Origin of the sequence: Mesorhizobium sp. M0145 (assembly GCF_040322355.1) — a bacterium.
Lineage (GTDB): Bacteria > Pseudomonadota > Alphaproteobacteria > Rhizobiales > Rhizobiaceae > Mesorhizobium.
The window spans coordinates 32,855-52,073 of the sequence record NZ_JAMYTK010000015.1; the positions used below are offsets into that span (position 1 = coordinate 32,855).

Sequence of the window (19,219 nt, forward strand, 5' to 3'; positions counted from 1 at the left end):
ATATTCATGCGAAGCGCTTTTCCCGTGCTTATCGCTTGCTCAATCCTGGCGGCCGCCCCCTGCGCAGCAGCGGAGGTCGAATTCGGGGGAGATGCAACGGCTTCTCTACTCGCGCTGACCAATCCGGATGAGTATGCGTGGCAAGTGTTTTTTTCCGTATCACGACCGGCGGAACTGGGGACAGCTGGCGTCGCAGATTCAAGCAAGAAATTTGGCGATGCTCCGGACCTTCCGCTTGTCTGGGAAACTTGGGCCCTCGAGTCGGGTGGTGACCACAGCGAGGTCTATAAGACTGACGGCTCAAGACCGCCGGCATGGGAGAAGTTGCCAAGGGAGAGTCACGAAATTGTCTTGGACGAAAACTTAGAAAGGAAGATGGTCCTGTCGTCGAGCAAGATCGTCAAACCAAAATTTGATCCGCTGAGTCCAGTCAGCCAAGAGGTACGGGCAAACCGCATAATGTATGAGAAGATTGTCTCAGGTGACCTTTATTCCCGAAACGGACTCGAAAGAAACTTCGCGGCCGCCGTGAAGGAAGATAGTCGAAAGAAAATTTCCTTTGATCAAGGCGCGAAAGAGATAAAGGCCGAATGGCGGCCAATACGGGATGAGGACAAGCCCCGCTACCTGTGGAGGAAATTCGAACTGAATGGGCAACAAATAGCGATTGGTCTTGTTGCTTTACACATCATAACGAAGGACCTTCCGAATTGGGTCTGGATCGATTTCGGTCATCGAGATTGTGAGATTGCTCAAGGCGCCTGCGACAACAAATGGCTTTCTCAATTTGGCTTTCCGACGCAATTGGTCGCCGAGACGAGCCCTGTTGACGCTACCATTGGACAGGACGGCGTTAGGGCTGAGACAAGAGGGACTGTTTGGCAAAATTACATATTGCGAGGGGCTCAGACTGAATTCACGACCTCAATTGGATCTCCGACGGTGCTATCAAATCCCGTAATCGAAAACACTTTCCAAAAGTCGTCCTGCATAAGCTGTCATGCGCGTGCATCTGTCGGGCCGCGTCTTGTATCTGGTGACGGCAAGCAATCAGACGACCTGAATACGCTTTCGTCCGGAGATCCTGAGCTCGGAACGCCGAACGAAACCCTGTTTGGTGCTGGTCCAGGACCCGGCATATCGACGATCGAATATATTCAAACGGACTTCATTTGGTCGGCGCCATTTAGATCTATGAGAGAGCAGAATTAGCGAGTCCGCTGCGCCTGCGCGTCGGTTCGCATGTTTAACGAGGAAGGCGGCGCGGAGCGCTGTCATCTGGGCCGCAGGTCACAATCGGATTACGGTGACAGTGCGCCGCCTGCTTCGTTTTCGGGTTTCACGGCTTTGCCGATTTGCCCGGCGAGGGCCCACGGGTGCATCGAAAACCGCGACATCCGCGACGCGGCAATACTCGATGAGCAGTTCTTGTGGAAGACTTTGGGACGTGAAAACACTTTGGCTCGCCCGCACGGTGCTGGGGATGCGGCAGACCGGGAACGCCGGCAAGGTGCACCGTGCGGCGGGGGCGACATGGTAAAAAGTGCACTCACCGTAATTCTGATCTATACTACGGACACCAGCCCGACCGCCTACGGCAAAGCGAAGGGCGGATGTAGCGCTTGATAGAGTTCTCTTTTTAGTCATGGGGCGATGTTAAGATGTTAGCCTCCGACCTGACGAAATTTATCGAGCAGGATCATCTGGCCCTGGATGCCTTCGTAAAGGGCGATCCTGAGCCCCTGAAAAACCTCTACTCGCGACAGGACGACGTCATTATTGCCAATCCCTTTGGCCCGCCGGCGAAGGGATGGAGAAAGGCCGCTGACACCATGGAACGGGCCGCCACCAATTACCGGCACGGCAAGGCCATCGGCTTTGAGCGCATCTCGGAGTATGCGACAGCCGACTTGGGATACATCATCGAGGTCGAGCGGTTCCAATCCAAGGTCGGTGGTGGCAACAAACTGGTGCCGATTGCGCTTCGAGTCACCACCATATTCCGGCGCGAGGAAGGCGCGTGGAGGATCGTCCTTCGTCATGCCGATCCGATAACCTCGGCACGCCCGCCGACGTCCATTGTCGGGGAGTAGAAGGGTTGCCGGAGAGGTTTTAGGAATTACGGTGACTGTGCACTATTTCTTTTCGCCGCGTGCCGCATTTTCCGGGTTCTCACGGCTTTGCCGATTTGCTCGCCGATACTCTCGGCCCACGGGCGCATTGAAAACCGCGACATCGGCGACGCGGCAATACTCGATCAGCAGGAACATATAGTCTTCGGACGTGAAAACACTTTGGCTCGCCCGTACGGTGCTGGGGATGCGGCAGACCGGGAACGCGGGCTAGGTGCACCATGCGGCGGAGGCGACATGGTAAAAGTGCACTGTCACCGTAATTCATCCTTAGCGGCCAATTTCCCGCGTCGCATCAACAATCTAGGTCATTTTCGGTTTCGCTTTAGGCAGCGCGGCCAGCAAGAGCTGGTGCTGTTTCTTCTTTCTCTTCGACGTGAGGGCTCACCCATTCGTCGGTTATCACGCGGCTGACCAAGGTGCCCGGCACCGCTTTTCTCAAGGCACGCAGCAAAAAGTATCTAACCCGCTCGGACAGTCAAGAGGTGTGGCAGGCAGGCCATGCGCAGCCAGCCGCAGCGAGCCGCCAAGACGCGCGAAGCACTTCGGCGGTGTAGGACAGCGGCACGCCAGAACGCGCGCAGGCCAGGCGTTGGCTTGCCCAATTGTGTTTTGACTATTTGGCTGAACGGGCGCGTAAAATATCAGGTTCGCCCGGTCGGGCGAACTAACTCAGGGAGGATGTTATGAAGATGACTCGACGTAATGCTCTCGCCCTTGGTGCCACCTCGTTGGCGGCCCCGCTATTGGTCGCAAAGCCCATTCCGGTAGCGGCCAAGACCTACGGTCCGACTGATGGCAAAGAGATTTTTCCCGGCGTTCGGCTCGTCGAACTGGGAACACGAGACTCCCATATCAAGGGGTACAAGAAAATTGCCATGGAAGACGTCGTCTACCAGCCAAAGGCAACTAGCCCGCTCGGGGATGTCATGGCCGACGATATGGTCTGCACGGTCACTGAAGGCGAGCTGCAGGTCACGGCCGGAGACATGCAGTTCACGGCCAAGGAGGGTGACGTATGGAGCTGCGGCAAGGGTAGCACGAAGGAGGCTGCTACGAACAACGGAACAGCGGTCGCAGTGATGCGGGTGATTAACCTGAAGGCTGCATAAAGTTACCCACACTCTGGCGACTGCAGACGCTCCAGCCGGCTTCGGCCGGCGGGCTTTTCCGGTGCGCCACGGCCTCGATGACCGGACATTTCTGCCGGCGCGCTGTGGCCAGCGCGGCGGCAGACTGAGGCCTTAGCGCACGGGCGAGCCGCCCTTCAGTGGTGGTGGGCGGAAACGCTCTTGACGTATTCGGACACCAGTTCCCTCGGTGCCGACTGACTGACGTCGCCGACGCTAAGGATGCCGACCATCCGCATATTCTTGTTGATCACCGGCAACCTGCGGATTTTCAGTTCTTCCATGTGCCGTACGGCCTTGGCCAGATCGTCGTCTTCGCGGCAGCAGTGAATGCCGGCCGTCATAACATCGCGCGCCGTTGCGATGCGGCCGTCGAAACCATCTTCTGCCAGTCCGTTGCAGACAATATCGCGGTCGGTCACCATTCCGATCAGTCGGTCGTTCTCTCCAATGGGAATCGACCCGATATCCTGGGCTCGCATCATTTTCGCCAGTTCGGTGACAGCGGTTTCGGGGCTGACCCAGTCGACACCCTTATGCATTGCGTCTTTGACTTTCATGGCGGACCTCCCTTGCTGGGTTGGTGAATGTCCCCCTGTCCCATTCTAACGCGGACGGGGTTTGGCTGCCAGAGGTCATCATCCAGACCCGCATTTTGCGGTGGTTGTCATGCGGAATTACGGTGACGGTGCACTTTTTACCATGTCGCTCCCGCCGCATGGTGCACCTTGCCCGCGTTCCCGGTCTGCCGCATCCCCCAGCATCGATAACCGCAACATCGGCGACGCGGCAATATTCGATGAGCGGTCCTTGTGGAACGCATAGTCTTCGGACGTGAAAACACTTTGGCTCGCCTGTACGGTGCTGCGGCAGACCGGGAACGCGGGCAAGGTTACACGATGCGGCGGGGCGAACATGGTAAAAAGTGCACCGTCACCGTAATTCCGGTGCACTATTTTCTTTTCGCCGCCTGGCTCGTTTCCGGGTTTCTCGGCTTTGCCGATTTGCCCGGCGATACTCTCGGCCCCCGGGTGCATCGAAAAACCGCGACATCGGCGACGCGGCAATACTCGATGAGCAGTTCTTGCGGAACATATATTCTTCGGACGTGAAAACACTTTGGCTCGCCCGTACGGTCCGGGGATGCGGCAGGGCGGGAACGCGGGCAAGGTGCACCATGCGGTCAATCTAGACACGGGGCGACATGGTAAAAAGTGCACTGTCACCGTAATTCCTAGATGTAGTGTGCTCAGCCGTCCAGCAAGTATAAGGATCAACGTCGTGCGCGGACGCAGGCACTTGACAGCTTCGATCGCGAGTGGCTCACTCGCCGCCGCTCTGTTGCAGGCTGTGCCATTGTTCAATGCTATCGCATAGGAACTTCACAAATCCACTGCACAGCAACGGCTCAGCTGCACCGTCTGGCGTGAATTCATATATCGCGTCCGACTCATCGATTCCCCAAGTTCCGAGATATTCGCCTTCCTGAGTGACGACAGCGCCGTCCTCAAGCAGGTTTATTGACCATCGAAGATTCATGCCACCTCCCGGTCCGAATGATGCGGATAGAATACCATGCGGATCATCCGCATGGTTGTAACACATGCCATTTTCGGGAATGATCTAAGTAATTGTTTCTATTGAAAAAAAGAAGCTGGCTGGGGAACCTGGATTCGAACCAGGACTAACGGAGTCAGAGTCCGTGGGTCTACCGTTAACCTATTCCCCAGCAGGCGCGGCTGTTGAAAACCACACGGGCAGGGCGGCGACGTCGCCGCGCGTGCCTTGTAGCCGCCGCCGGAAAATAGTCAACCCTGTGTCTGGGTTCAATCGTCGGCTTCCCGCGCTTCAACTCTCGCTGCGGCTGTATTGCGAGTGCTCGAAGAACAGCACCACGCCGAGTGCGATCAGCAGCGGGATGATCAGGTAGAACAGCCGGAACACCAGCAGCGCCGCCAGCACGCCGACCTGGTCCATATGTGACAAGCCCGCGAGGAACACCACCTCGAAGACGCCCAGCCCGCCCGGCGCATGTGAAATCTGCGCGATCGAGAACGACACCAGGAAGACGCCGAGCACGACGAAATAGCCGGGATTGCCGGCGGCGGGCAGGGCAAAGAAGATGATCGCCGCTGCCGCCAGGAGCTCGATCGGGCCGACCAGCAATTGCCGCGCCACGATCGGCAGCGCCGGGTAGTGCAGCTGAAAGCTGCCGATCCTCAGCGGCCTGAGATGCAGCCAGCTGCCGAAGACATAGGCCGCCACCACGAGCAGCATGGCGAGCCCTCCCGCCTGCGCCAGCCGGTGATGCGGCGTGCCGGAAAACCGGTCGATCACCTCGGGCTCGAGCAGCAGGACGATGCTTGAGACGAACAGCGTCGACAGCACGAAGGTGATCCAGCAGATCGCCACCAGAATGCCGACGTCCTGCCCGGTCAGGCCCTTGGTGCCGTAGGCGCGGTAGCGGATCACCGCACCGGAAAACACCGAGCCGCCGATATTGTGCGACAGCGCGTAGGTGGTGAACGAGCAGAAGGTGACGAACAGCCACGAGACTTTCTTGCCGATGTGCAGCAGCGCGATGTGGTCGTAACCGGCGAGCGAGGCATAGGCGATGACCGAACTCAGCGCCGCCAGCACCCAGCCGCGCGCCGGGATGGCGATTATGCCGGCCCAGACATCGTCGAGCGAGATGCCGCGCAATTCGTGCAGCAGCAGCCACAGCGAGAACACCACAGCGGCGATGCCGATCACGGGCCAGAAATAACGCCTCCAGTTCATGGCCTGACGATCATGCGTTGCAGCCCGTACCCGATTTCCGGTTCGCAGCAGGAAAACCGCCCGCGCTCCCGAATGGTTTACCCCTCCATTTCAGAAATGCCTCATTGAAGCCGGCTATTCAACCGGGAAGGCGCGTTGTGGCGCTCGCGCCTCCCCTTCTCCCCTTGTGGGAGAAGGTGGATCGGCGCGCAGCGCCGAGCCGGATGAGGGGTGCCGGAAGGAACTCAGCTCGAAAAAATAAAATGATTTGAAGGGGTTACATCTTCAATGCCGCGATCCGTCCAGCACCCCTCATCCGACCGAGCTTCGCTCGGCCACCTTCTCCCACAAGGGGAGAAGGGGTCACCGACGTCGCCGCCTTCACGCCGCCGGCAAAATTCGCTGCGGGCACTCTTGGTGATCCGGCCCGGCGCTGATAGTCTGGCGGCAACTTGAACATGTAAAAGCGCCTGCTGCGTCCGATCTCGGTTCGCGCGGCGCCGGAAGGAACGACAGTGGAAGACCACGACGCCGGCGCTGGCGCGCCGGAAGTGGGCGTGTCCAGGGGTTCGCCGACGCCGTCCGGCCAGGCAAGCCCATCCACCGGACGCTACGGCCGTCAAGTGCAGCCCCGGTCCGGCAATGGACAGGCTGGCGACACGTCCCACGATTACAAGGGTCAGAACGGCCCGCATCAGAACGGCAAGCCCAAGAAGCGGCGCAAGCGCCGGCGCGGGCGCAAGGTTTTCGCACGCGACGAGGCTCGTCCCGTGGCTGCCGGCACTTCGCTGCCCGTCGCCAACGAGGCCCCGGCGCGCCTACCCCAGCCAGCGGCTTCGATCGCGCCCCAGTCCTCGATCGCGCAATCGGCTTCGATCGCGCAATTGCCTCCAGCCTCGCCAAGGCCGGGGCAAGGTGCCCGCACACCGCCGCCGCTGCAGGAATTACCGGTCTTTGCCGCGCTCGACCTCGGCACCAACAATTGCCGCCTGCTGGTCGCGGTGCCGACGCGTCATGGCCAGTTCCGCGTCATCGATGCGTTCTCGCGCATTGTCAGGCTGGGCGAGGGCCTCACCGCCAATGGTCGGCTTGGCGACGCCGCAATGGACCGCGCGGTCGAGGCGCTGAAGATCTGCGGTGACAAATTGCGCAACCGCAAGGTCAGGAAGGCCAGGCTGATCGCCACCGAGGCCTGCCGAACCGCCGCCAACGGCGTCGAGTTCCTCGAGCGCGTCGAGCGCGAGGCCGGCCTGAAGCTCGAGATCATCGACCGCCAGACCGAGGCGCGGCTGGCGGTGTCGGGCTGCGGCTCGCTGGTCGAGCGCGACACGCAAGGCGTCGTGCTGTTCGACATCGGCGGCGGCTCGTCCGAAATCGCGCTGATCGACCTCACTGGTCAGCGCTCGCCAAGGCTTGCCAACCATATCGTCTCGTGGACGTCGCTGCCGGTCGGCGTCGTCTCGCTGGCCGAGCGTTTTGGCGGCCGCACGGTCACGCGCGAGATCTTTGGCGCCATGGTCGAGGATGTCGCAATGCGGCTGCGCGCCTTCGACGAGCGCGACCGGCTGAGCCACCTCCTGTCCAGCCCGAAATTCCATCTGCTCGGCACCTCGGGCACGGTGACGACTCTGGCCGGCGTCCATCTCGATCTCGAACGCTATGACCGCCGCCGCGTCGACGGGCTGTGGATGGATCGCGACAGCGTCGACCGCATGGTCGAAAAACTGGTCGGCTGGGATTTCCAGCAGCGCGTCGCCAACCCTTGCATCGGCGCCGACCGCGCCGACCTGGTTCTGGCCGGCTGCGCCATACTGGAGGCGATCCGTGCCGTCTGGCCGTCGGAGCGGCTGCGTGTCGCCGACCGTGGCCTGCGCGAGGGCATACTGAGCGAATTGATGGCCGATGACGGCGTCTGGCGCAACAGCGGGCGGGGCCGGCAATGACCAAAAAACCGGAAAGACCGAGCTCCGCCGGCATTCGCGTGCTGAAGACGAAGATCAAGAAGAAAAGCGGCTTGAAGGAATCGTCGCGCCGCTGGTTGCAGCGCCACATCAACGATCCCTATGTCCAGCGCTCGAAGGCCGACGGCTATCGCTCGCGCGCCGCCTACAAGCTGATCGAGATCGACGACAAGCACCATTTGCTCAAGCCCGGCATGAAGGTGATAGACCTTGGTGCGGCACCCGGCGGCTGGTGCCAGGTCGCCGCCGCGCGTACCAAGTCGACCGCGGAACACCCGAACGTCGTCGGCATCGACTATCTCGAGATGGACGCCGTGCCGGGCGCGCCGGTGCTGCTGATGGATTTCCTCGATCCGCAGGCACCCGAAAAGCTGGCCGAGACGCTGGGCGGCCAGCCCGACATCGTGCTCTCCGACATGGCTGCACCCACCACCGGCCACAAGCGGACCGACCACATCCGCACCATGCATCTTTGCGAGGTGGCGGCCGATTTCGCGCTGTCGGTATTGAAGCCTGGCGGACATTTCCTCGCCAAGACGTTTCAGGGCGGCGCCGAAAACGAATTGCTGGCGAGACTCAAGCGGAATTTCCGCTCGGTCCATCACGTCAAGCCGCCAGCCTCACGCGACGAATCGGTGGAGCTGTATTTGCTGGCGAAGGATTTTAAGGGGTAGCGCCCTTTCCTTCTCCCCTTGTGGGAGAAGGTGGCCTCGCGAAGCGAGGTCGGATGAGGGGTGTTCCAGCTTGGCAACACGCTTGCAGTTATCATCGCCTCATTTCTTCCAACACCCCTCAACCGTCTCGGCGCTGCGCGCCGATCCACCTTCTCCCACAAGGGGAGAAGGGAAGGGGTCCTCAACTCCCCGGCGGGCTCACCGGCTCCAGCGTCTTCGGCGGTGTCAACCTGCCATGTCCCGACACGGCATTGCCGGCGTCCGGCGCCAGCCGCATGAACGACAGCGAGGCTGCCGCCGACACCGCCGCTACGATGAAGAAGGCGGTGTGGAAGTCGCTCAGCGTCAGCGGGCCGCCATGGATCTTGGTCGACACTTCCAGGATGCCGCCGGCCAGCGCCACGCCGAGTGCGATCGCCAACTGCTGGAACACCGCCGTGATCGGCGTGGCCTTGCTGGTGTCGGCGGCCGAAATCTCGGCGTAGGCAAGCGCATTGATGCCGGTGAAGAACATTGAGCGGATGAAGCCCCCGGCGAGCAGCATGGCGAGGATCAGCCCGTAGGGCGTGTCGGGTGTGAACAGGCCGTTGATGGCGATTGACGCGGCAGCGATGAGCGAGCCTGAAATCAGCACCCGGCGGAAGCCGGCGACCCTGAAGATCAGCGCGGTGACGAATTTCATGCCTATGGCGCCGATTGCCGAGACGAAGGTGATCATGCCGGACTGGAACGGCGTCAGCCCGAAACCGATCTGGAACATCAGCGGCAAAAGGAAAGGTACGGCACCAATGCCGATGCGGAACAGTCCGCCGCCGAGCACCGACGAGCGGAACACCCGATTGCGAAACAGCTCGAGCGCCAGCAGCGGATTCTTGGCACGGCGCGCGTGCAGCAGGTAAAGCACCGCCGATGCCAGCCCGACGGCAACGGTGATAAAGCCGGCAACTGGCGGCAGAGCCGGCAGGCTGACCACCGACAGGCCGAACACGATGCCCGATGCCGCCAGCCCGCTCAGCACGAAACCGACGAGATCGAGCGGCGGCGTCTGCGCGGCGTCGGTCTTCGGCAGGAAACGCGTGGCCAGCCAGATGCCGATCAGCCCGATCGGCACATTGATCAGAAAAATCCAGTGCCAGGAAAAATAGGTCGTGATGAAGCCGCCAACCGGCGGGCCGACCAGGGGGCCGACCAGAGCCGGGACAGTCAGCCACGACATGGCGGCGACGAGCTCGCTTTTCGGCGTCGCGCGTACCAACACCAGGCGTCCGACCGGCGTCATCATGGCGCCGCCAATGCCTTGCAGGAAACGTGACACCACGAAAGCCGGCAGCGAATTGGAAATGGCGCACGCGACCGAACCGACGATGAACACGGCGATCGCGGCACGGAAGACATTCTTGGCGCCGAAGCGGTCGGCCATCCAGCCGCTGATCGGAATGAAAATCGCCAGCGATACCAGATAGGCGGTCAGCGCCAGCTTGAGCGCGATCGGGCTGGTGTGGATGTCGATGGCGATCGCCGGCAACGATGTCGCAATGACGGTCGAATCCATGTTTTCCATGAATAGAGCGACCGCCAGGATAAGCGGAATGGTGCGGTTCACGATGGATCCGGCCTTGAAATGTGCGTCGCGATTGCTTGCCGGCCCTGGGGGCCAAACCGACAGGTAGGGCGGTTATCATGGCTTGACCCGGATGTCGCATTAATTTGCTGTCACGTTTGTGCGACCGCAAGTGCCGCGGCCCCTAGGGCAAAAATACAGCTTCGCCACTACACAACCATCGGCTTTTCAACGGCCACGGGACGTGTTACGAGCCAGCGCCAATCCTGAAAGGGAAGAAGATGAGTCGGCGCTGTCCATCAGGGCGAGCGCCTTTCCTGCATTCCGAGGGCTGGCCATGGCAAAAATCATCGAGACGTCCACCGGCGCATTGGCGCTGACCTTTGACGACGTGCTGCTGCAGCCGGGTCATTCCGAGGTCATGCCCGGCGAGACCGACATCCGCACCCGCATCGCCGGTGACATCGACCTCAACGTGCCGATCCTGTCTGCCGCCATGGACACGGTCACAGAGGCGCGGCTCGCCATCGCCATGGCCCAGGCCGGCGGCATTGGCGTCATCCACCGCAATTTCTCGCCGGCCGAACAGGCCGAGCAGGTGCGGCAGGTGAAGAAATTCGAGTCCGGCATGGTGGTCAACCCTGTCACCATCGGTCCCGAGGCGACGCTTGCCGATGCGCTGGGTCTGATGCGCACCTACAGCATCTCGGGCATCCCGGTGGTCGAGAACGGCGGCACCGGCGGCCACACGGTCGGCCGGCTCGTCGGCATCCTGACCAATCGCGACGTCCGCTTCGCCTCCGACCCGGCGCAAAAGGTCTATGAGCTGATGACCCGCGAGAACCTGATCACGGTCAAGGAGAACGTCGATCAGGACGAGGCCAAGCGGCTGCTCCACCAGCACCGCATCGAGAAGCTTGTTGTGGTCGATCGGGACGGCAATTGCGTCGGGCTGATCACGGTCAAGGACATCGAGAAGTCGCAGCTCAACCCGCACGCCACCAAGGATGCGCAGGGACGCTTGCGCGCCGCTGCCGCCACCAGCGTCGGCGATGACGGCTTCGAGCGGGCTGAGCGCCTCATCGACGCCGGCGTCGACCTTCTGGTGATCGACACCGCGCACGGTCATTCGCAGCGCGTCCTGGACGCGGTGACGCGGGCCAAGAAGCTGTCCAACTCGGTTCGCATCCTGGCCGGCAACGTCGCCACCGCGGAAGGCACCTTGGCGCTGATCGATGCGGGCGCCGACGCGGTCAAGGTCGGCATCGGACCAGGCTCCATCTGCACCACCCGCATCGTCGCCGGCGTCGGCGTGCCGCAGCTCTCGGCGATCATGTCGGCGGTCGAGACGGCGCAGAAATCCGGCGTTTCGGTCATTGCCGATGGCGGCATCAAATATTCGGGCGATCTCGCCAAGGCACTGGCCGCCGGCGCCAGCGCGGCGATGATCGGCTCGCTGCTGGCCGGCACGGACGAGAGCCCGGGCGAGGTCTATCTGCACCAGGGCCGCTCCTTCAAAGCCTATCGCGGCATGGGCTCGGTCGGCGCGATGGCGCGCGGCTCCGCCGATCGTTATTTCCAGGCCGAGGTGCGCGACACGCTGAAACTGGTCCCGGAAGGCATCGAAGGGCAGGTGCCGTACAAAGGACCTGTGTCTGGCGTGCTGCACCAGCTTGCAGGCGGCCTGAAAGCCGCTATGGGTTATGTCGGTGGCCGCGACCTTGCCGATTTCCGCGAGCGCGCCACTTTTGTGCGGATATCCAATGCCGGACTTCGTGAAAGCCACGCCCATGACGTCACGATTACCCGCGAAAGCCCGAATTATCCTGGCGGAGCCTGATCGCCATGCGCTTTGGCGCAATCTGGCGGCAATGATCCTGCGGCTGTCGCGCCACGCGGCCGCACTCTGTACCGCCACCGTGGCGGTTTTCATCATCATGACGGCGATGGAGTTCCTCTATTTTCGCCGATTGAGCGGCGGTCTGCCGTCGCTCGACATGCGCTATACCGGTTTCACCCCGGATGAGGGCATGGCCTGGCTAATAGCCCTCGGCCGGCGCGGCAGCGAAATTATTCTCGTCTGGCATTACCTGACCTTCGACCTGCTTTTTCCGGCGCTGCTATCGCTGACGATGGTCAGCCTGATCCTGGCCACGGGCCGGCGGCTGAAGAATTTCCGTGCACTGCCTGCGCAAACCCAGTCGATATTCGCGGTTGTGCTGGTGCTGCCCTACCTGCTTACCGACTATGCCCAGAATATCGCCGTGGCTCGTCTTTTGTCCGATTTTCTGTCGGCCAATCCGGATTCACTATCTTTCGCCTCGGCGCTGATCGTCACCAAATTCGCCCTACTGGCGATACCAGTGACTGTCATTGCGGCTTTCACTCTGATGGCTCAGAAACGGCCTTGAAGGTTGGGTGACAACGATAGGGGGCGTCTTGAACCAGACCGCGATCTTCTGGCCGATCCTGGCGCAGGTGCTGTTGGTCTATATCGTCTATATCGTAATGGGCCGGCGCCGCTATGGTGCGGTCAGGTCGGGCGAAGCCAAGACCGGCCAGTTCAAGACGCGCTCGACGGAGCCTGGGTCCAGTATCACCGTCGCCGACAATCTGAGCAACCAGTTCGAACTGCAGGTGCTTTTCTACGTCTTATGCTTGACGCTGCACGTGACCAATGGCGTCAATTATCTGACCTTGGCTCTGATGTGGATCTTTGTCGTCTCCCGCTATCTTCACGCGTCGGTCCACTTGACCAGGAATCGGCTAATCCTGCGCAGCAGGGCATTCTACCTGGGCGCGGTAGTTCTTGCACTTGGCTGGATATGGCTAGCGCTGCATCTGCTCGGCTTGATCTGAGCAAGCTCAAGGCTACAAATCGAATACAGCGATCTTGCGCTTGTCGAACCTGATGGCGAGTTCACCGCGCACCAGCTTGAGCGCGGCCTCGCCGAAGACGGCGCGCCGCCAGCCTTGCAATGCCGGCACGTCGGCTTCCTCGCCCTCGGCAGCGATGCGGTCGATGTCGTCACTGGAGGCGAGTACCTTGGATGCGACGCCCTCCTTTTCGGCAACGATCCGCAGCAGCACCTTCAGCAACTCCGCCGCGGCGCTTGACCCCTCCGGCGGCTGGAAGCTCTTCGGCAGCTTCGGCATCTCTTCCCTGGGCAGGGCAAGGGCAGCGTTTACCGCGCCAAGCAGTGCCGTCGCCGTCGACGAGCGCTCCCAGCCCTTCGGCGTGGTACGCAGCTTGCTCAGCGCCGCAGCGTCGCGCGGCGCCTGCTGCGCCACTTCGTAGATCGCATCGTCCTTGAGCACCCGGCCGCGCGGCACGTCGCGCTCGCGCGCTTCGCGTTCGCGCCAGGCGGCCACCGCCTGCACGATCGCCAGTTCCTGCGGCTTGCGCAGCCGCATCTTGAGCCGCTTCCAGGCATCCTCGGGATGCGGATCGTAGGTCTCGCGCGAGGTCAGCACGTCCATCTCCTCGTTCAGCCAGTGGGCGCGGTTTTCCCGCACCAGCTCGGCGCTGAGATGCTTGTAGACCTCGATCAGGTGGGTGACGTCGGCGAGCGCGTAGTCGAGCTGCTTTTCGGACAGCGGACGGTGGCGCCAATCGGTGAAGCGCGAGGACTTGTCGAGCCGCGCTCCGGTGATGCGCTGCACCAGCTGGTCGTAGGAGACGCTGTCGCCGAAGCCGCAGACCATTGCCGCGACCTGGGTGTCGAACACCGGATGCGGCACCAGATCGCCGAGATGCACGATGATTTCGATGTCCTGGCGCGCCGCATGGAAGACTTTGACGATCGCCTCGTTGGCCATCAGCCTGAAGAACGGTTTCAGGTCGATGTCGGGCGACAGCGGATCGATCAGCGCGGTCACCCCGGGCGCTGCCATCTGGATCAGGCACAGGATCGGCCAGAAGGTCGTTTCGCGAATGAATTCGGTATCGACGGTGACGAATTCCGCCTTTTCGAAAGCGGCAATAGCGGTCTCGAGTTCTTTCTGGGTGGTGATGACGTGCATCAAATCGCTTTTGGCAAGGGATAGGGTCTCTTTCAATTTCAGCCGCGCGCGCTTTCGTCAAGCGCAAGCACCTCTATCCAGGCTTTGCGGGTTCATCGGGATCGGCATTCCGCTTCGCCAACCGGGCAAAAACCGTCGAAGTGCGCAACAGCGCCGTAAAACGGCTGCGATGGGTGGCCGGCACGGCGGAGCGCGCCTGCATCCGGTAAAGGATGACGGCCACGAAGATCGCATAGACGGTGGCGCTGAACACGAACAGCGCGCTCGGCCCGAAAAATTGCATCACCGTCGAGGCTGCGAACGGCCCGCCGATGGCGCCGAAGGAATAAAACAGCATCAAGGCAGCGTTGATCAGCACGAACTCGCCCTTGTCGGCGCGGTCGTTGGAATGCGCCGCTGACAACGAATAAAGCGGCATGGCGAAGCAGCCGAAGATGAAGACGAGCAGGAAGTTGAGAAACGGGCTGCCGCCTGCCACGAATGCCAGCGCCAGTGCCGCCACCATCGCACAGCACGTGGTCATCAGCAGCACCGAGCGCCGGTCCCAGCGGTCGGAGAGATAGCCAAGCGGGTATTGGATGATGGCGCCGCCGAAAATGCCGACGCTGACGAAGGTGACGACGTCGGCGACCGACATGCCGATCTGCTCGGCGTAGACCGGCGACAGGGTGCGGAAGGCGCTGTTTGTGACGCCGACGGCGATACAGCCGAAGCAGCCGAGCGGCGAGATCCGCCAGACGCGCGCCAAATCGAGCTTGACGTCTTCCGGCGGCGTCGGATTGGAGCGGTCGCCGAGCGAAACCGGCACCAGCGAAACGGTGATCATCATCGACATGATGGCGAAGATGGCAAAGCCGCCGGCGCCAAAGATCGGGATCAGGAACTGGGCGCCCGTCACCGAGCCGATGTCGACCATCCGGTAGATGGCAAGCACCCGCGCCCGGTCGGTGTTGGTGACGCCGGAATTCAGCCAGGCTTCCATGATGGTGAACAGGCCGGCAAAGCAGAACCCGCCGGCAAAGCGCACGGCGCACCACATCACCGGATCGATGACCAGCACCAGAAGCAGCGTTCCCGCCGAGGCGATCGCCGCGAGTGCCGAAAAGGCGCGCACATGGCCGACGGATTTCATGATGCGGGTCACGGCAAGGCAGCCGAGCAGGAAGCCGGCGAAATAGAACGTGCCCATCAGGCCGATCGAGGAAGCGGGAAAACCTTCCTGCGCACCACGCAGCGCAATCAACGTGCTCTGCAGGCCGTTGCCGCCGAGCAGGATGCCGGCGGCGATCAGGAGGGGGATCAGCGGGCGGATGGAGGACATGAAGGAAAGCCTGTCGTTGATCCTTCTTGAACCATCGCCTTCGCCATTGCCAGCGGCAATTCCCGGTGGCGTTGGGGCCAGCCGGGGGCCTTAATGCATGTCGCGCAAAAGTGTGCAGCGGTTTTGCGATAACGACATGCATAAAAACAAGAACCTAAAGCGCGTCGCATGAGGCCGATCGAACGCGACACGCTTTAGGTGCATTGCCGAGGGGGAAATTGCGCTACCGCGTGGCGCCGGACCCTCCGTGTTGGGAACCAAGGCGTATCTTTGTAGTTCAGTGCTGGTGGGCGAATACGCGTCTTGTGAGCTGCCGGTGTGCGGAGACGGTGTCAGGCATCGACGTCGTTTCTGCTGCCCGGCCTGAAGCTCCAAAGGGAGGTCCGCCATCATGAAATTTCATTCCGCATTTGCGGCATTTGCCGTGGCCGCAGTTCTGGCGGCCGGGCCGGCGCGGGCTGTCGACCTCGCCATGGTGTCCGGAGATACCGGCAACGGCCAGAGAATCCTTCGCGAGATCCTCGATCAATACGAGAAGAAGACCGGCAACAAGGTTAGCGTCGTTCCGCTGCCTCCCTCGGCGACGGACCAGTTTGGCCAATACCGGCTCTGGCTTGCCGCCGGAAGCAGCGACGTCGACGTCTATCAAACGGACATCATCTGGGCCCCCCAGCTTGCAAGGCAGTTCATCGACCTGACCGAAGCGACCAAGGATGTCGTTGGCGCCCATTTCCCATCGATCATCAAATCGCAGACCGTGGACGGCAAGCTCGTCGCCTTGCCGATATTCACCGACGCTCCGGCGCTCTACTACCGCAAGGATCTCCTCGACAAATACGGCGCCAGGGTCCCGGCCAGCTGGGCTGAACTTGCCGATACCGCCAAGCTTGTCATGGACAAGGAGCGCGCGGCCGGCAACAAGGACATGTGGGGTTTCGTTTTCCAGGGCAACGCCTATGAGGGGCTGACCTGCGATGCACTCGAATGGGTGAAGTCGAACGGCGGCGGCCAGATTATCGAGCCGGACGGCACGATCTCCATCAACAATCCGCAAGCAGCTGCGGCGCTGGAAATGGCGAGGAGCTGGGTGGGAACCATCTCGCCGCCCGGCGTTCTGGCCTACCAGGAAGAAGAGTCGCGAGGCGTCTGGCAGACCGGCAACGCCGTCTTCATGCGCAACTGGCCCTACGCCTACGCGCTTGGCAACAGCGAAAGCTCCCCCATCAAAGGCAAGTTCAAGGTGACCACGCTGCCGCCGGGGTCGGGTGAGGGCGCGCGCCCGGCAGCAACGCTTGGCGGCTGGAATCTCGCGGTTTCCAAATATTCGAAGAACCCGGATGCAGCGATCGAGCTGGTCAAATGGATCGCCTCGCCTCAGATGCAGAAGTACCGCGCCTTGAAGGGGGCATATCTGCCGACCATCCAGGCACTCTATGACGATGCCGACATCGCCGGCGCGCAGCCGGTCATTCCGCGCTGGAAGGAAGTCGTCCTCAACGCGGTGCCGCGTCCCTCGGCCCAGGCCAAGACCAGGTACAATGAGGCATCGAGCGAGTTCTGGACCGCCGTCCACAACACCATGTCCGGCGAGGGCACGGCCGCCGACAACCTTGCCGATCTGGAGTTCTCCTTGACCAGGCTCAAGGGCACCGCCTGGTGACCTCGCCGCGCTCAGGCTCGCTGCTGGCGCGTCAGCGTGTGCGCTCGGCATGGCTGCTGCTTGCTCCGATGCTCATCGTGCTCGCCGCCGTTGCCGGCTGGCCGTTGATGCGCACGATCTATTTCGGCTTCACCGATGCCTCGCTCGCCGACCTCGAAGCCCGCCGCTGGGTTGGCTTCGCCAACTATTTCTCCGTCCTGCAAATGCCGAGCGGCCGCGTCGTCTATGACGGGCTGCTCGCCGATCCGGTCTGGTGGCGCGCCGTCTGGAACACGGTGCGCTTCGCTGTGATTTCGGTGACCTGCGAGACGGTGCTCGGCATGATCGTCGCGCTGGTGCTCAACGCCAAGTTTCGCGGCCGCGGCATCGTACGCGCCGCGATTCTCATCCCTTGGGCCATCCCGACGATCGTCTCGGCTAAAATGTGGCAGTGGATGCTCAACGACCAGTTCGGCATCATCAACGACGTCCTGCTCAAGCTCGGCCTGATCAGCACCAAGATCGCCTGGACGGCCAGCGCCGACACGGCGATGGTCGCCGTCCTTGTTGTCGACATCTGGAAGGCGACCCCCTTCATGGCGCTTCTCATTCTCGCCGGCCTCCAGATGCTTCCACAAGAAATCTACGAGGTCGCCAAGCTCGACGGCGTCGGCGCGTGGAGAATTTTCTGGAAGATCACCTTGCCGCTCATCCGACCGGCGTTGATGGTGGCCATGATCTTTCGCGGTCTCGATGCCCTGCGCATCTTCGACCTGATCTACGTGCTTACGCCAAACAACATACACACCAAGTCGATGTCGGTGTTTGCCCGCGAGAGCCTGTTTGAGTTCGACAAGTTCGCTTCCGGTTCCGCCGCCTCGACGCTTCTCTTCCTTATCCTCGCTCTGCTGACCATGCTCGTTCTTTGGCTCGGCCGGATAAGACTGGACAAGGACTATTGATCATGGGGGACTACTGACCATGTGGATCGTCAAGCGCACGGCTTTCTATCTCCTCGTCGCCGTTATCGTCGTCGTCGCGGTGTTCCCGTTCTACTACGCCATCATCACCAGCCTGAAATCCGGGACGGCGCTCTTCCAGATCGATTATTGGCCGAAGACGATTACCTTCAGCAATTACAAGACCGTTTTCACCGAGGGGACCTTCCTGCGCAACCTCGTGAACTCGCTATTCATTTCGAGCGCCGTTGTCGTCATTTCGCTGTTCCTGGGCGTCACCGCTGCCTATGCGCTGGCGCGCATCCGCTTCCGCGGCCGCTCGGCTCTGCTCCTCACTATCCTGTCCGTTTCGATGTTCCCGCAATTGGCGGTGCTTGCCGGTCTTTTCGAGCTGATCCGCACCTTCGGCCTCTACAATTCGCCGTTCGCGCTGATCTTGTCCTACATGATCTTCACCTTGCCGTTCACCGTCTGGGTGCTCACCGCCTTCGTTCGCGACCTGCCGATCGAACTGGAGGAAGCGGCGATCCTCGATGGCGCCACGCCCTGGATCATCATCAGCCGCGTCTTCCTGCCGCTGATGTGGCCGGCGCTGGCGACCACCGGGCTACTCGCCTTCATCGGTGCTTGGAACGAGTTCCTGTTTGCCCTGACGTTTACCTCCAGCAACGAGCAGCGAACCGTGCCGGTCGCCATCGCCCTGCTCTCCGGCAGCTCTCAATTCGAGATCCCGTGGGGCAACATCATGGCCGCATCTGTGATCGTCACCGTGCCGCTCGTCATCCTTGTCCTGATCTTCCAGCGCAAGATCATCTCCGGCCTCACCGCGGGCGGGGTCAAGGGGTGAGTGCATAGTTGAACTGCCGGCACAGAGCAGCGAACTCAGATTGACGCCTCGAGCACAAATTGATGCCGGTGGGATAGGGGCGGGAAGAACGCGAACTCGACCCGGCTGCCGCTTGCCTTGACAAATGCACCCTCTCATGTGCTTTTCGCGCAAATTTTCAGGCTGGGCCATCATGCCTCGGCCGCAACCCAACATCCGGACTTTAAGAATGA

The 19,219-nt window shown here is 61.5% G+C and carries 19 protein-coding genes and 1 tRNA gene; 12 read left to right on the top strand and 8 right to left on the bottom strand.

Annotated features, from left to right (window positions below; all coding sequences use genetic code 11):
- Positions 1-6 precede the first annotated feature (6 nt).
- A complete protein-coding gene (locus NKJ28_RS20835) occupies positions 7-1,212 on the top strand; it encodes a hypothetical protein (RefSeq protein WP_352636839.1) in 1,206 nt (401 codons plus the stop codon).
- Between the two features lie 449 nt (positions 1,213-1,661).
- A complete protein-coding gene (locus NKJ28_RS20840) occupies positions 1,662-2,093 on the top strand; it encodes a YybH family protein (protein ID WP_352636840.1) in 432 nt (143 codons plus the stop codon).
- Between the two features lie 42 nt (positions 2,094-2,135).
- Here NKJ28_RS20840 and NKJ28_RS20845 read toward each other — a convergent pair whose 3' ends face one another.
- The gene (locus tag NKJ28_RS20845) at positions 2,136-2,270 is read right to left on the bottom strand and encodes a hypothetical protein (RefSeq protein ID WP_352636841.1); all 135 of its coding nucleotides are present in this window, start codon (positions 2,268-2,270) and stop codon (positions 2,136-2,138) included.
- Between the two features lie 548 nt (positions 2,271-2,818).
- Here NKJ28_RS20845 and NKJ28_RS20850 point away from each other — a divergent pair.
- Positions 2,819-3,244, top strand: a complete 426-nt coding sequence (locus NKJ28_RS20850) for a hypothetical protein (protein ID WP_352571492.1) — start codon at positions 2,819-2,821, stop codon at positions 3,242-3,244.
- 155 nt (positions 3,245-3,399) lie between these two features.
- Here the strand turns inward: NKJ28_RS20850 and NKJ28_RS20855 are convergent, their stop codons facing one another.
- Complete coding sequence (locus NKJ28_RS20855; protein ID WP_023674444.1) at positions 3,400-3,822, bottom strand: CBS domain-containing protein; 423 nt, start codon at positions 3,820-3,822, stop codon at positions 3,400-3,402.
- Between the two features lie 252 nt (positions 3,823-4,074).
- On the opposite strand from NKJ28_RS20855, the gene NKJ28_RS20860 reads away from it, so the two are divergent.
- On the top strand, positions 4,075-4,374 hold the full coding sequence (locus NKJ28_RS20860; protein WP_352458760.1) for a hypothetical protein: 300 nt from the start codon (positions 4,075-4,077) through the stop codon (positions 4,372-4,374).
- A gap of 211 nt (positions 4,375-4,585) precedes the next feature.
- Here NKJ28_RS20860 and NKJ28_RS20865 read toward each other — a convergent pair whose 3' ends face one another.
- From NKJ28_RS20865 to NKJ28_RS20875, 3 genes are all read right to left on the bottom strand, one after another.
- Positions 4,586-4,801 carry a hypothetical protein gene (locus tag NKJ28_RS20865; RefSeq protein WP_352636842.1) on the bottom strand — a complete coding sequence of 72 codons (216 nt, stop codon included), beginning with the start codon at positions 4,799-4,801 and terminating at the stop codon, positions 4,586-4,588.
- 116 nt (positions 4,802-4,917) lie between these two features.
- Positions 4,918-4,991, bottom strand: a tRNA-Gln gene (locus NKJ28_RS20870).
- Between the two features lie 119 nt (positions 4,992-5,110).
- Positions 5,111-6,043: a lysylphosphatidylglycerol synthase domain-containing protein gene (locus tag NKJ28_RS20875; protein ID WP_352590477.1), complete on the bottom strand. Its 933-nt coding sequence runs from the start codon at positions 6,041-6,043 to the stop codon at positions 5,111-5,113.
- A 494-nt stretch (positions 6,044-6,537) separates the two neighbouring features.
- On the opposite strand from NKJ28_RS20875, the gene NKJ28_RS20880 reads away from it, so the two are divergent.
- Positions 6,538-7,965 carry a Ppx/GppA phosphatase family protein gene (locus NKJ28_RS20880; protein WP_352636843.1) on the top strand — a complete coding sequence of 476 codons (1,428 nt, stop codon included), beginning with the start codon at positions 6,538-6,540 and terminating at the stop codon, positions 7,963-7,965.
- Positions 7,962-8,657: an RlmE family RNA methyltransferase gene (locus NKJ28_RS20885; RefSeq protein ID WP_023674449.1), complete on the top strand. Its 696-nt coding sequence runs from the start codon at positions 7,962-7,964 to the stop codon at positions 8,655-8,657. Before NKJ28_RS20880 ends, NKJ28_RS20885 begins: the two co-directional genes overlap by 4 nt.
- 181 nt (positions 8,658-8,838) lie before the next feature.
- Here NKJ28_RS20885 and NKJ28_RS20890 read toward each other — a convergent pair whose 3' ends face one another.
- Entirely contained in the window at positions 8,839-10,260 is a 1,422-nt protein-coding gene (locus tag NKJ28_RS20890; RefSeq protein WP_352636844.1) for an MFS transporter, read from the bottom strand.
- A gap of 295 nt (positions 10,261-10,555) precedes the next feature.
- Between NKJ28_RS20890 and guaB the strand changes: the two genes are divergently transcribed.
- From guaB to NKJ28_RS20905, 3 genes are read left to right on the top strand one after another with little or no spacing between them, the layout of a single operon-like run.
- Entirely contained in the window at positions 10,556-12,058 is a 1,503-nt protein-coding gene (gene guaB, locus NKJ28_RS20895) for an IMP dehydrogenase (RefSeq protein ID WP_352458563.1), read from the top strand.
- A 31-nt stretch (positions 12,059-12,089) separates the two neighbouring features.
- Positions 12,090-12,629, top strand: a complete 540-nt coding sequence (locus NKJ28_RS20900) for a hypothetical protein (protein WP_352636889.1) — start codon at positions 12,090-12,092, stop codon at positions 12,627-12,629.
- 28 nt (positions 12,630-12,657) lie between these two features.
- On the top strand, positions 12,658-13,077 hold the full coding sequence (locus NKJ28_RS20905) for an MAPEG family protein (RefSeq protein ID WP_352571486.1): 420 nt from the start codon (positions 12,658-12,660) through the stop codon (positions 13,075-13,077).
- A 12-nt stretch (positions 13,078-13,089) separates the two neighbouring features.
- Here NKJ28_RS20905 and rnd read toward each other — a convergent pair whose 3' ends face one another.
- Together rnd and NKJ28_RS20915 are read right to left on the bottom strand one after the other, a co-directional pair.
- Entirely contained in the window at positions 13,090-14,241 is a 1,152-nt protein-coding gene (rnd, locus tag NKJ28_RS20910) for a ribonuclease D (protein WP_023674454.1), read from the bottom strand.
- A 73-nt stretch (positions 14,242-14,314) separates the two neighbouring features.
- The gene (locus tag NKJ28_RS20915) at positions 14,315-15,562 is read right to left on the bottom strand and encodes an MFS transporter (protein ID WP_023674455.1); all 1,248 of its coding nucleotides are present in this window, start codon (positions 15,560-15,562) and stop codon (positions 14,315-14,317) included.
- Between the two features lie 391 nt (positions 15,563-15,953).
- Here NKJ28_RS20915 and NKJ28_RS20920 point away from each other — a divergent pair, with 391 nt between their 5' ends.
- From NKJ28_RS20920 to NKJ28_RS20930, 3 genes are all read left to right on the top strand, one after another.
- Positions 15,954-17,222 (top strand): ABC transporter substrate-binding protein, encoded by a 1,269-nt coding sequence (locus tag NKJ28_RS20920; RefSeq protein ID WP_352458565.1) that lies wholly within the window; start codon positions 15,954-15,956, stop codon positions 17,220-17,222.
- Between the two features lie 68 nt (positions 17,223-17,290).
- Entirely contained in the window at positions 17,291-18,163 is an 873-nt protein-coding gene (locus NKJ28_RS20925) for a carbohydrate ABC transporter permease (protein ID WP_352449432.1), read from the top strand.
- 19 nt (positions 18,164-18,182) lie between these two features.
- Entirely contained in the window at positions 18,183-19,007 is an 825-nt protein-coding gene (locus NKJ28_RS20930; RefSeq protein WP_352458566.1) for a carbohydrate ABC transporter permease, read from the top strand.
- Positions 19,008-19,219: the final 212 nt, after the last annotated feature.